At 61.0% G+C, this 12,667-nt stretch carries 12 protein-coding genes; 8 read left to right on the top strand and 4 right to left on the bottom strand.

Going from position 1 to position 12,667, the window contains the following annotated elements; genetic code table 11:
- Nucleotides 1-3: 3 nt before the first annotated feature.
- The 4 genes from fabA to ACA041_RS25000 form a co-directional block, all read right to left on the bottom strand.
- Complete coding sequence (fabA, locus tag ACA041_RS25015; protein ID WP_497438289.1) at nt 4-519, bottom strand: 3-hydroxyacyl-[acyl-carrier-protein] dehydratase FabA; 516 nt, start codon at nt 517-519, stop codon at nt 4-6.
- Between the two features lie 247 nt (nt 520-766).
- Entirely contained in the window at nt 767-2,677 is a 1,911-nt protein-coding gene (locus tag ACA041_RS25010; RefSeq protein ID WP_497438288.1) for an ATP-binding protein, read from the bottom strand.
- Nucleotides 2,674-3,603: an ABC transporter substrate-binding protein gene (locus ACA041_RS25005; protein WP_497438287.1), complete on the bottom strand. Its 930-nt coding sequence runs from the start codon at nt 3,601-3,603 to the stop codon at nt 2,674-2,676. The genes ACA041_RS25010 and ACA041_RS25005 overlap by 4 nt, the downstream gene beginning before the upstream one ends.
- Before the next feature lies 1 nt (nt 3,604).
- Nucleotides 3,605-5,728, bottom strand: coding sequence for a TonB-dependent receptor plug domain-containing protein (locus ACA041_RS25000; protein ID WP_497438286.1), 2,124 nt, complete (start codon nt 5,726-5,728; stop codon nt 3,605-3,607).
- A 196-nt stretch (nt 5,729-5,924) separates the two neighbouring features.
- Here ACA041_RS25000 and ACA041_RS24995 point away from each other — a divergent pair, with 196 nt between their 5' ends.
- The 8 genes from ACA041_RS24995 (at nt 5,925) to ACA041_RS24960 (ending at nt 12,665) form a co-directional block, all read left to right on the top strand.
- Nucleotides 5,925-6,950 (top strand): NAD(P)H-dependent glycerol-3-phosphate dehydrogenase, encoded by a 1,026-nt coding sequence (locus tag ACA041_RS24995; RefSeq protein WP_497438285.1) that lies wholly within the window; start codon nt 5,925-5,927, stop codon nt 6,948-6,950.
- A 31-nt stretch (nt 6,951-6,981) separates the two neighbouring features.
- Nucleotides 6,982-7,329, top strand: coding sequence for a DUF4389 domain-containing protein (locus tag ACA041_RS24990; RefSeq protein WP_497438284.1), 348 nt, complete (start codon nt 6,982-6,984; stop codon nt 7,327-7,329).
- On the top strand, nt 7,326-7,778 hold the full coding sequence (sixA, locus tag ACA041_RS24985) for a phosphohistidine phosphatase SixA (RefSeq protein ID WP_497438283.1): 453 nt from the start codon (nt 7,326-7,328) through the stop codon (nt 7,776-7,778). Before ACA041_RS24990 ends, sixA begins: the two co-directional genes overlap by 4 nt.
- Before the next feature lie 209 nt (nt 7,779-7,987).
- The gene (locus tag ACA041_RS24980) at nt 7,988-9,655 is read left to right on the top strand and encodes an AMP-binding protein (RefSeq protein ID WP_497438282.1); all 1,668 of its coding nucleotides are present in this window, start codon (nt 7,988-7,990) and stop codon (nt 9,653-9,655) included.
- A gap of 32 nt (nt 9,656-9,687) precedes the next feature.
- A complete protein-coding gene (locus ACA041_RS24975; RefSeq protein ID WP_497438281.1) occupies nt 9,688-10,131 on the top strand; it encodes a hotdog fold thioesterase in 444 nt (147 codons plus the stop codon).
- Between the two features lie 166 nt (nt 10,132-10,297).
- A complete protein-coding gene (locus ACA041_RS24970) occupies nt 10,298-11,104 on the top strand; it encodes an alpha/beta fold hydrolase (RefSeq protein WP_497438280.1) in 807 nt (268 codons plus the stop codon).
- Nucleotides 11,101-11,955 (top strand): alpha/beta hydrolase, encoded by an 855-nt coding sequence (locus ACA041_RS24965; RefSeq protein ID WP_497438279.1) that lies wholly within the window; start codon nt 11,101-11,103, stop codon nt 11,953-11,955. Before ACA041_RS24970 ends, ACA041_RS24965 begins: the two co-directional genes overlap by 4 nt.
- 50 nt (nt 11,956-12,005) lie before the next feature.
- Nucleotides 12,006-12,665 (top strand): glutathione S-transferase family protein, encoded by a 660-nt coding sequence (locus ACA041_RS24960; protein ID WP_497438278.1) that lies wholly within the window; start codon nt 12,006-12,008, stop codon nt 12,663-12,665.
- Nucleotides 12,666-12,667 lie beyond the last annotated feature (2 nt).

Genomic DNA, 12,667 nt, shown 5'->3' with positions numbered 1-12,667 from the left:
CCCTTAGAAGTTGTCAGTGGAGGTGAAAACGCCGACCCGAAGGCCTTCGGCGGTGTAGATCTCGCGGCCGTCGACACTGACCGAACCATCGGCAATGGCCAGGTTCAGCTTGCCTTTGAGCACGCGCTTGATCTGAATGTTATACGTAACTTTACTGGCGGTCGGCAGGACCTGACCAAAGAACTTCACTTCGCCCGAACCCAGCGCGCGGCCGCGGCCCGGCAGACCTTGCCAGCCAAGGAAGAAGCCGACCAGTTGCCACATGGCGTCGAGGCCCAGGCAGCCTGGCATCACCGGGTCACCTTCGAAGTGACAGGCGAAGAACCACAGATCCGGAGTGATATCCAGCTCGGCGACCAATTCACCCTTGCCGTACTTGCCACCCGCTTCGCTGATATGGGTGATGCGATCCACCATCAGCATGTTCGGGGCGGGCAGTTGCGCGTTACCTGGGCCGAACAGCTCACCGCGACTGCAGCGCAGCAGGTCTTCCCGAGTAAAGGCGTTTTGTTTGGTCATGCGAGCTCCTCAATAGTCCCATGCGGCAGGTGGGGCAAATCTTCCCGGCCGGTCGAAGCATTCGCGCCTCGAGTCAGCAGCCTACTCATAGACTATTGCGTTGTGGTGAAAGTCACAGCGCCAAGGACACGAATGTACACTTGTGCACTGAAATTATTTTTCAAGCCCCTTTTCGGGCCTGTTCGGGTGCCTAAGACTGCCGCACTTTCGCTTTTCACGCCAGTCGCAGATGCTCGAAAGGCCAGCATTACTGCACCCATCGCTGCAGAATTTGCTGCAGATCAGTGCGTTTGAAGGGCTTGGCCAGGTAATCGTTCATTCCCGCCGATAAACAGGCTTCGCGGTCGCCCTGCAAGGCATTGGCGGTCAGGGCGATGATTGGCAAGCCAGCACAGCCGGGCAACTGGCGAATCTGCCGGGTCGCCTCGTAGCCATCGATGACAGGCAGTCGGCAATCCATCAGAATCGCTTCGAAAATCAGACTCTCGGCACTGCGCACCGCCTGCATTCCATCGGTCGCGACGCTGACAGTAAAGCCCAGGCTGCGCAACATTGCCTCGATTACCGTCTGATTGACCGGATTGTCCTCGACCAGCAGCACATTGCGCCCCTCGCCATCACCGCTGCCGGTGGGCGTACGTGGGGTCAGTGTCGGCAGCGTCTGTTTATTCTGTTTATGAAGTGCCAGCGGAATTTCCAGCGTGAACACCGAACCACGACCTTCTTCACTCTGGGCGCGCAAGGTGCCACCCATGCGTTCCGCCAGGGTGCGGGCGATGGGGAGCCCCAGCCCGGTGCCGCCATAGCGCCGTGAAATGGAACTGTCGGCCTGCTGGAAGGCATTGAACATCGACTCCAGGTTCTCGTTGGAAATACCGATCCCGCTGTCGCGCACCGTGCAGGTGAACCAGAGCAGTTCGTGATCCAGCGACTGCCATTGCGGCTCGATGGTGATGCGACCTTTCTCGGTGAACTTCAGCGCATTGCCGATCAGGTTGACCAGGATCTGGCGGATCCGCGTCGGGTCGCCCAGCACCTGCAACGCGCGCATGCTGTCGGGGATCAGCAGTGCCAGGTCCAGCCCGCGTTGTGCCGCGCCATACGAGAACGACTGGGCGCAACTGCCGATAAGGTCCGAGAGGTTGAACGCAATGTGCTCCAGTTCCAGTTCCGAGCGCTCGATGCGCGAGAAGTCGAGAATGTCGTTGATGACCTTGAGCAAATGTTCGGTGGACTCCGAAGCCAGCGCCGCGTATTCGACCTGTTCCTCGGTCATGTCGGTGGTTTCCAGCAGTTGCAACATGCCCAGCACGCCATTCATCGGGGTGCGCAGTTCGTGGCTCATCATCGCCAGGAAATCGGACTTGGCATTGTTGGCCTTTTCCGCCTCTTCGCGGGTCTGGATCAACTGGGCCATCGCCTGATGCTGTTCGCGGCTGGCTTGTTCGAGGCCGCTGGCGAGGTTGTTGATGTGCTGCGACAGCGCCCCGAGTTCGGTGTCATCGACGATCGGCAGCGGGGTTTTATAGTCGCCGTCCTGGATCGCCTTGACCGCGTTGCCGATGTCGCGGATCGGCTGCGACAGGCTACCGGCCAGGCGCCGGGCGATCAGAAAGGTAAACAGCAGGGCGAACAACGCCAGAATACCCGCCTTGAACAGGATTTCCTGCTGGCGCTGGCTGAAGGCATCGTTGGACAGGCCGACGATGACCCGGCCCAGATAATCCTCGGTGGGCGTGGCGGTGGGGGCTTTGCCGCCCTGGAAAAAATCATTGTGTAGCGCAATGCGTTGCAGCCGCACCGGGGCCTGGAAGACTTCGACCTGATGTGAGCGGGTGTGGGTTTCCGACGGTTGTTCGACGTACACCAGAATCCTGTTGGTGCTGTCCTGAACTTCCAGGAATCGCACGTTGGGCGTGGCCAGAGTGGCCTTGAGCAAGCTTTCGAGCACCTCGTTGTTGCCCGAAATCACCCCGTATTCGGTAGCTGGCGCCAGTTGGTTGGCGATCAGTTGACCGGTGTGGTTGAGTTCCTGGCGCAGGTCCTGGATTCGTACGAAGGTGAAAAAACTGATCAACAGCAACGTCAGCAACAGGGCAGGGCCGAGACTGATGATTTGCGTGCGGGTGCTGATATCCCAGCGACGATGGAAAGTCATGGGTGGCTTTCTCCTGCGGCCAACTGTGTTGCGACAGAGGCTTCATCTATCTGTTCAATACCTAATGAACGAGCCACTTGTGGATTACTCAAGACCTGGAAGCGCTGCGGGTAATGGGTGCGTGGCCAGCTGGCCGGTGGCTGCCCGAGCAGTTGGTCAAGAATCGCCAGCCAGTCGCCCTGATCGCTGTAGGTGCTGGCCAGGCTGCCGGCCTTGACGAAACCGGCATTAGGGCCGATCAGCGCCAGTTGCCGTGCGTAGCTGCTGAGCAACAGGTTTTTTGCGGTCTTAGGGTTGAACAGGTCGGGATCGTCGAGTCCCAGCAGCACGTCACTGTTTTTCAGCAAGGACTGCAATGGACGGCTGTCACTGGTGTTGTCCCAGCGCTCGGTGACGATTTCAAGGCCGAGCGGCAGGGCGGCCTGGCGCAGCTCCTTCAAGAGAAATTCACTGTGGCTGTCGTAGAGCACGCCGACCCGCTTGGCCTCAGGCAGCAGGGTCCGGATCAGGCGCAACTGACGATCCAGCGGCGGATCGCTCCACAGCAGGCTCAATTCCGGGGGCAGGGTAGCGCCCAGGCGTTGGCGGGCTTGCAGGCGACTGATGCGCAATACCAATGTCGCCGGGCCCTGGGTCTCCTGCAGGCGCCAGTCGAGGCTCGGCAGGTCCAGCAGAATCAAACGGGTGCTGGTGGGCAGTTTGCCCGGTGCCGGCAGACTGGCCAGTGGCTGGAAGCGCACGCTGTCGGCAGGGTGAAGCGCACTCAGGGCCTGGGCGAAGGATTGCACGCCGGGGCTGTCTTCGGCGGCGGTCAACAGAATGTCGGCGGCCCGAATCGGCAGGCTGCACAGCAGACCGGTAATTATCAGGCATAGCACGGCCAGCAGGTGGCCAAGGGTTGGCATCTTCCGTGACCGATAGCGCATCTTAGAACGCCAACTCCGCGCTGAAGTAAATCACCCGGCGCTCGTTGTAGTTGTTGTCGACGAAGGTGGTGGGCTGATTGTCCAGCCGTTGCTGGAGCACACCGGCCAGTTCCAGGTTGGCCTTGCCCAGTTCGATGCGTTTGGCGATCCGTGTGTCGACCCGCTCGAAGCGATAGCCGTTGAGCGCGTCGTTGCCATAGTAGAAGAGTGCGCTGTTCCAGCCATGGCCCCAGTCCCGCAGCCAGCCGGCGGAACCACTGTTGCGGGCGGTCAGTTGCGCATCCTGCGGATTGCTCGCCTCGGCGTCGACGTAGGCATAGGTCAGGCGCACGCGATCGGCGCTGCCCAGGCGCCAGTCAAGTTGGGTTTCGGTCCCCGAGAAGCGCGAGGTGTTCGAGTTGCTGGCGATGTACTGATTGTTGCGCAGCGGTTCGCTGATCATGCCGGTGATTTCGTCGTAGAACAGCTTCACATCGAGCGCCAGCCCCCACTCGGCGAAGTAACCGTTGTAGCCCAGTTCCCGGGAGCGCATGTGTTCCTGTTCGAGATCGCCGGGGCCGCGGGTCCTGACGAAGTAGCGGGCACTGGACTGGCCATAGGCGGCCGGTCGCAGGTTGGTCACTTGGTAACTCCAGTTGACGTTGTTCTCGAACATGTCCGGTGAACGGATGGCCTCCGAATACACCGCCCGCAAACCGTGGCGCGGGTTGATCAGGTAGTTGACCGCGACCCGCGGGGTCAGCGAACTGCCGATCAATCGGGTGTCCTCGAACATTGCACCGCCCTGCAGCAACCAGTGCTCCGTGGCGCGCCACTCCAGTTGGCCGAATGCCCGCCAGGTCGTGTCGTCGAGGGTGCCATTGAAGTAAGTCTCGGAACTTGCCCGGTCGTAACGATAGTTCAAGCCACTGACCAGTCGGAGACTGTCGGACAGGCTGAGGGTGTCCTGCAATTCGAGGTCGTAGCGCGACTCCCGGGCGCTTTGGTCGATGTCGCCGCACAGCGTTTGGCTGGCGCCATTGCGCCATTGCTCGAGCACCTGATTGGCCAGGGCTTGTTCCGCCGCCGTGCCGGGTGGTGCACCGGGGCCGGTGAAACGTTCGATGTTGCGCGCCAGGCGTTCGGTGTAGTTCGGGTTGAGCTGCCAGAGTTCGGTCAGCTGCGGGCTGAACGAGACCTCGGCATCACAGGCGCGCCAGGCCTGCTGGCGATCCCAGTGCTGCGCCGAGCCTTGAATATAGAGGCTGTGAGCGGGATTGATGTCCAGGTTCCAGCGCAGGGAGCCTGCGTAGTCCTTGGCGATGACGTCGGAATTGTTCCCCGCCGCGGTAATCCCGGAGAACACCGGGCGGTAGGTATACGGCCGCTGGTTGCTTCCGTCCTTGGCATTCAATTGCCAGTCGAGGCTCTGATTTTCATTGAGCGCCTGGCTGACAGCCAGGTTGAAACGGTTCAATCGCCGGCTGTCGCGGTAGTCGGCGCCATTGCGGTCCGAGTCGAAACCATCGTCTTCCTGGCCGGACAGTGACAAGCGCAGATCGCCGCCATCCCAGCCGGTGCCCTGGCTGGCGTAGAAGTCGTTGATGCCACGCTGGCCCCGGATGAGTTTTATCCGCGTGCCGTGGCTGTCGGCCGGGTTGCGCGTGATGATGTTGACCACTGCCATCAGCGCATTGGCGCCATAACTGACGGTGTTCGGGCCGCGGAAAACTTCGATGCGCTCGATGTCCTCCAGCGCTACCGGAATATCGCTCCAGTCCACCGTGGCCAGGCCAGCGCGGTACACCGAACGCCCGTCGATCAGCACTTGCATGCGCCGCGCTTCGCTGACACTGGTACCGTGGTAGTTCACCACCGCCTGATTGCCGCTGATGTTGCCGACCATCATCCCGGGGACCAGGCGCAGCAGTTCACTGATATCACGGGCGCCGCTGGCGTTGATCAATTCGCTGTCGAGTACCGTCATGCTTCCCGGTACGGCGGCCGGCGATTGCTTCAGACGCGTGGCCGTCAGCACTTGCGGTAGCGGCTCGCTGTCGAGGAACAGGTCGTCGGCCAATAATGGCGGGCTGAAAATCAGCGCCAGAACCAGCGGCGAGCGAGGTGAGGGGGGGCCAAACGACACGACACATCCTTGATGGCGAACAATTGGCGCGCATGTTAACCGAGCCGTTCGACTTTTCCAGTCACGATGGCGGCATTTTCCTTGAATTTATTGGTCTTCTTCCTACAAGTGTTGGTAATTGATGCGGGGGCTGGCCGCCACCGGGCTGCTCCGTATAATGCCGGCATCGCCACTGGTATGGATTAACGGATTGCATATGACTGTACAGCGCCCAATTGCGGTCCTGGGAGGCGGAAGTTTTGGTACCGCCGTGGCTAATCTGCTGGCCGAAAACGGGCATCAGGTCCGGCTGTGGATGCGTGACCCCGAGCAGGCCGAGGCCATTCGGGTCAATCGCGAGAACCCGCGTTACCTCAAAGGCATCAAGATCCTGCCGGCCGTGGAAGCCGTCACTGACCTGCTGGCCACCCTGGAAACCAGCGACCTGTGCTTCGTCGCGTTGCCGTCCAGCGCGTTGCGCTCGGTGCTGGCGCCGCACGCCGAACGGTTGAGCGGCAAGATGCTGGTGAGCCTGACCAAAGGCATCGAAGCCCACACCTTCAAACTGATGAGCGAGATCCTCGAAGAGATCGCGCCGCAAGCGCGCATCGGCGTGCTGTCCGGGCCGAACCTGGCCCGTGAAATCGCCGAGCACGCACTGACTGCCACAGTGGTCGCCAGCGAAGACGAAGACCTCTGCCAGCAGGTCCAGGCTGCGCTGCACGGTCGCACCTTTCGCGTCTACGCCAGCGCCGACCGCTTCGGCGTGGAGTTGGGCGGGGCGTTGAAAAACGTCTACGCGATCATCGCCGGCATGGCAGTGGCGCTGGGCATGGGCGAAAACACCAAGAGCATGTTGATCACCCGGGCGCTGGCGGAAATGACCCGCTTCGCGGTCAATCAGGGCGCCAACCCCATGACCTTCCTCGGTCTGGCGGGCGTGGGCGATTTGATCGTCACCTGTTCGTCGCCGAAAAGCCGTAACTACCAGGTCGGGTTCGCCCTCGGCCAGGGCTTGAGCCTGGAAGAAGCGGTGACACGCCTGGGCGAAGTCGCCGAAGGGGTCAATACTCTGAAAGTGCTCAAGGCCAAGGCCCAGGAGGTTGGCGTGTACATGCCGCTGGTCGCCGGGCTGCACGCGATTCTCTTCGAAGGGCGCACGCTGAACCAGGTGATTGAACTGTTGATGCGCGGCGAACCGAAAACCGACGTCGACTTCATCTCTACCAGCGGTTTCAACTGAATACTTATATCGACAGGGCAGGGAGCTGGACATGAACGATCCGAAAGTAGAAGCCAAGTACGAATCCATCCTGCTGCGAGTGCTGTGGATGATCGTCTTCTTGCTGGTCTGGCAAGTGGCGCAGTTCATCCTCGGGGCGGTGGTGCTGGTGCAGCTGATCTATCGTTTAATTTATGGCGCCCCGAGCGCCAGCCTGATGAACTTCGGCGACAGCCTGAGCCAGTTCCTGGCGCAGATCGGTCGTTTCGGCAGTTTCCACAGCGACCAGAAGCCCTGGCCGTTTGCCGACTGGCCGACGCCGCGTACGCCGGAAGGTGAAGCGCCGCACGTTGTGGCGCCAGCGCCGCATCCGGCTCGAGATGAGGAACCGAAATTATGAAACTCTGGGTATTGCGTCATGGTGAAGCCGAACCGCACGGCAAGGGTCCTGATTCCGAGCGGGCATTGACGGCCCACGGTCGCGAGGAGGTGCTGCGCACCGCCGCCGAACTGATGGATAAAAAGCTCACCGCTATTTATGCCAGCCCCTACCGGCGTGCGCAGGAGACCGCGCAATTAGTGCGTGACACGCTGGGTTTCGCGCCGGAAATCCGCACGGTCGAGTGGCTGACCCCCGACTACAGCCCACAAGTGGTCGCGGAGCAGCTGGTGTCCGTGGATCGTGCATTGCTGGTCAGCCATAACCCGCTGGTGGGCAATTTACTGGGCTACCTGCAGCACGGTCATGTACAAGACCCGGAACGGATTGCTACCGCCGGTCTCGCGGAGCTCGAGGGTGATTTGCCGCTGGCGGGCGCGATGAAGCTCAACGGCATCAAGCACCCGTAACCGCTTTGCTTTTGGGTTTTGCTTTTGGGCTTTGCTTTTGTAGGAGCGAGGCTTGCTCGCGAAGCTTTTAGCGTTCCCGAGGGCCCTTCGCGGGCAAGCCTCGCTCCTACAGGGTCGGCGGCGTTGCTGGTTTTTGTGTGAAATAGTCAACCAAGCAACTGCTTGGTTGACTACGCTTGCTCCAGAACAGAAACAAAGGAGCGAGTCGCATGTCAGCCGCTTTTCGTTTGCCGCTGGACGTCTTCTACGAGCGTGAAGCCCGTCATTCCCGCCAGCGCTTTCTGGTCCAGCCCATGGGCGGCGGACAAGTCGAGACCCTGAGTTGGGCCGACGTCGGGCATCAGGCCCGCTGCGCCGCGCATTGGCTACGCGCACAGGAATTGCCCCAGGGCAGCCACATCGCCCTGATCTCGAAAAACTGCGCCCACTGGATCATCGCCGACCTGGCGATCTGGATGGCCGGGCATGTTTCGGTGCCGCTGTACCCGAATCTCACGGCCGAATCCGTTGCGCAGGTACTGGAACATTCAGAGGCGACGTTGGCGTTCATTGGCAAACTCGATGACTGGCCAGGCATGTCCCGCGGGATCAATCCCGATCTGCCAACCATCAGCCTGCCATTGCACCCGCCCGGTATTTTCGATTTCAGCTGGGATGATCTGCAAGCGAGTTCGCCGATCCAGGACGATCCCAAGCCGTCCGCCGACCAGTTGGCGACCATCATCTACACCTCCGGCACCACCGGCCTGCCCAAGGGCGTGATGCACAGCTTCGGAAATCTGGGGTTTGCCACCAGCCATGGCACGCAATTGTTCGGTCTCAACGAGTCGGACCGGCTGCTGTCCTACCTGCCGCTGTGCCACGTCGCCGAGCGGATGTTCGTCGAACTGGCGTCGATCTATACCGGGCAAACCGTGTTCTTTGCCGAGAGTCTCGATACCTTCCTGACTGATTTGCGCCGTGCGCGGCCCACTGCACTGTTTGGCGTGCCGCGAATCTGGACCAAGTTCCAGATGGGCGTATACAACAAGATTGCGGCGAAACGGCTCGACTTCCTGCTCGGTTTGCCGTTCATCGGCAAGCGGGTCGGGCACAAAGTCCTTGCCGGGTTGGGCCTGGATGCGCTTCGCGTGGCCTTGTCCGGCGCCGCGCCCGTGCCGCAGACCTTGCTGTTGTGGTACCGCAAGTTGGGGCTGGATGTGCTGGAGGTGTATGGCATGACCGAGAGCTGCGGTTATTCGCACGTCTGCCGGCCGGGCGAGAACAAACCCGGCTGGATCGGCAAGCCCTGCCCCGGGGTGGAAGTGCGCATCGAGCCGTCCGGCGAAGTGCTGGTACGCAGCGGCGCAACCATGCTCGGGTATTTCAAAGAGCCGCAGAAAACCGCCGAAACCATCACCGAGGACGGTTTCCTGCGTACCGGTGACAAGGGCGAGCAAGACGCCGAAGGCAACCTGCGCCTGACCGGGCGCCTGAAGGAAATCTTCAAGACCAGCAAAGGCAAATACGTCGCCCCGGCACCGATCGAAAACCGGCTGGCGGTGCACTCGCGGATCGAGCAGGTGTGTGTGGTCGGCGATGGATTGAGCGGCCCGCTGGGGTTATGCGTGCTCTCGGCGGTCGGGCAACAGGACGCCGGCACAACGGCGCGCGCAAGCCTGCACTCGAGTCTGGAAAAGCTCCTGGAGGAGGTCAACGGCGTGCTCGACAAACATGAACGCTTGCATCGGCTGGTGGTGGTCAAGGACAGTTGGGCAGTGGAAAACGGCTTTTTGACGCCGACCCTGAAGATCAAACGCAACATGATCGAAGCGGCTTATGGTGCCCGGTTCGCAGAATGGAGCGAGCGCAGCGAGACGGTGCTGTGGCAGGATTGAGCCGCGAATAAAACCAATAAGGAAGATCTGCAATGAGTCTGTGGCGTACCACTCCCAACATCGAGCAGTTGAACGCGATCCAGAAAAACACCATCGGCGAAGTGCTGGATATCCGCTTCGAAGACTTCGATGAAGCGTCTTTGACCGCCAGCATGGTCATCGACCACCGCACTCACCAGCCTTACGGCCTGCTGCACGGTGGCGCCTCGGTGGTGCTGGCCGAATCCGTCGGTTCGATGGCCAGTTACCTGTGCATCGACACCAGCAGGTTTTATTGCGTGGGCCTGGAGATCAACGCCAACCATTTGCGTGGATTGCGCAGTGGACGGGTGACGGCGGTGGCCAAACCGATTCACATTGGCCGCACCACCCATGTCTGGGACATTCGGCTGACCAGCGACGAGGGCAAGGCCAGTTGCGTGTCGCGCTTGACCATGGCGGTGGTGCCGTTGGGTGAGAATCCGCCGGCGCGTTGATTGATGAAAGATCAAAAGGTCGCCGGCTTGGTATAGGAGCGACCGCAGGCTGCGATTTTTTGACTTTGCGACATTTCCTACCACCATTACTGACAGTTATGGTCATTGCTGTAGGACGTCCTCTTACGGACAATCAACGCCTGTCCTCGCTCATGGATTTGCCGGTATGTCGCAACAGATATTCTTCGCCCACGCCAATGGTTTTCCTTCAGGAACCTACGGCAAGTTGTTCGCGGCGCTGGCGCCCGAGTATCAGGTGACTCATCTGGAGCAGCACGCCCACGACCCGCGTTTCCCGGCGGACGACAACTGGCACAACCTGGTCGACGAGTTGATTCATCACCTCAAGCAACAACCGCAACCGGTGTGGGGTGTTGGCCACTCGTTCGGTGGCGTGCTGCACTTGCACGCAGCCCTGCGCTGCCCAGAGTTGTATCGCGGGGTGGTGATGCTTGATTCGCCGGTGCTGACCCGTGCCGATCAATGGGTCATCCGCGCCGCCAAGCGCTTCGGTTTCATCGACCGCTTGACCCCGGCCGGCCGCACCCTGGGTCGTCGGGAAGAGTTCGCCGATCTGGAAGCTGCGCGTCTGTATTTCGCTGGCAAAACCCTGTTTCGCAGTTTCGACCCGGAATGCTTCGACGCTTACCTGCAACACGGTTTGCAAAAGGTGGGCGACAAGCTGCGCCTGCGCTTCGACCCCGCCACGGAAATCAGTATCTACCGCGGCGTGCCCCACACCAGCCCTGGCCGTGCCAGGCAGCTGAAAGTACCGTTGGCGGTGGTTCGCGGGCACAAGAGCCGGGTGGTGATGCGGCATCACGCCAGTTCCGTCGCACGCTTGCCGCTGGGCGAGTCCCTGACCATGCCCGGCGGTCACATGTTTCCCCTCGAACGTCCCCAGGACACGGCCACGCTGCTGAAAAACCTGTTCAGCCGCTGGGAAGGTCGCCACCAGCAGGATTGCGCATGAGCCATGTCGTCGAAGAAGTTCGCCTGAGCCTGCCGCATATCGAATTGGCGGCGCATCTGTTCGGGCCCGAAGACGGTGTCCCGGTGATCGCCTTGCACGGCTGGCTGGACAACGCCAACAGCTTTGCCCGGTTGGCGCCGAAGCTAGACGGGTTGCGCATCGTCGCCCTGGACATGGCCGGGCATGGTCACTCCGGGCATCGGCCCGCGGGTGCCGGTTACGCGCTCTGGGACTATGCCCATGACGTGCTGCAAGTGGCTGAACAATTGGGCTGGAAACGCTTCGGGTTGCTGGGGCACTCGATGGGAGCGATTGTTTCACTGGTGCTGGCCGGGTCGCTGCCGGAGCGGGTGACCCATCTGGCCCTGATCGACGGCATCATTCCTCCTACAGACAAAGGCGAAAATGCCGCCGAGCGCATGGGCATGGCCCTGCAGGCGCAGCTGAATCTGCGGGAAAAACGCAAACCGGTCTACAGCACCCTCGACCGCGCCATCGAGGCACGGATGAAAGGTCTGGTGGCGGTCAGTCGCGAAGCGGCCGAGCTGTTGGCGCAAAGGGGCTTGATGCCGGTACCGGGGGGGTACACATGGCGTACCGATAACCGTCTTACATTGCCATCGCCGCTGCGTCTGACTACCGAACAGGCGATGGCCTTCGTCCAGCGGGTCAGCTGTCCTGCAACGCTGGTGGTTGCGGCTGACGGCATGCTGGCCAAACATCCGGAGTTGCTGGAGCGTCTACCCTTTAGCCGAGAACAGCTGCCTGGCGGCCATCATCTGCACCTGAATGACGAGCCCGGTGCCGACCTTGTCGCAGACTGTTTCAATCGGTTCTTCGCCGTTCCTTGACTTGCGCCGGGCAACTGTCGAGGCTGGGCGGGTTGAAATGGGAGACAACCATGATAGATCTCTACACCGCTGCGACCCCGAATGGCCACAAGGTCTCTATCGTGCTCGAGGAACTCGGCCTGCCCTACAGGGTGCACGCCTTGAGTTTCGACAAAAAGGAACAGAAATCCGAGGACTTCCTCAAGATCAATCCCAATGGCCGGATTCCGGCTATTGTCGACCGCGGCAACGGCGATTTTGCCGTGTTCGAATCCGGCGCCATCCTGGTTTATCTCGCCGAGCTGAGCGGCAAGCTGCTGCCACAGGATCCGAAGGGACGCTCGGTGGTCCTGCAGTGGCTGATGTTCCAGATGGGCGGGATCGGCCCGATGCAGGGTCAGGCCAACGTGTTTTTCCGTTATTTTCCGGAAAAGCTCCAGGGTGCCATCGACCGTTATCAGCATGAAACCCGGCGCCTCTACGAAGTGCTCGACACGCGCCTGCAAGCTGTAGAGTTTCTGGCGGGCGAGTACAGCATTGCCGATATTGCGACCTTTCCATGGGTTCGTGGCCATGAGTGGTCCGGTGTCGAGGTGGAGGGCTTGCCGGCCTTGCAGCGCTGGATGGCGACCATGGAGGCGCGCCCGGCAGTACAGCGTGGTCTGCTGGTGCCCGAGCGCCTCGATGATGCCAGCATTGTCAAAGGTGCCCAGGCCATGCTGATCCGATGAGC

The sequence above is a fragment of the Pseudomonas sp. LBUM1676 genome, assembly GCF_059695605.1.
This window is presented reverse-complemented; position numbering and strand designations above follow the sequence as displayed.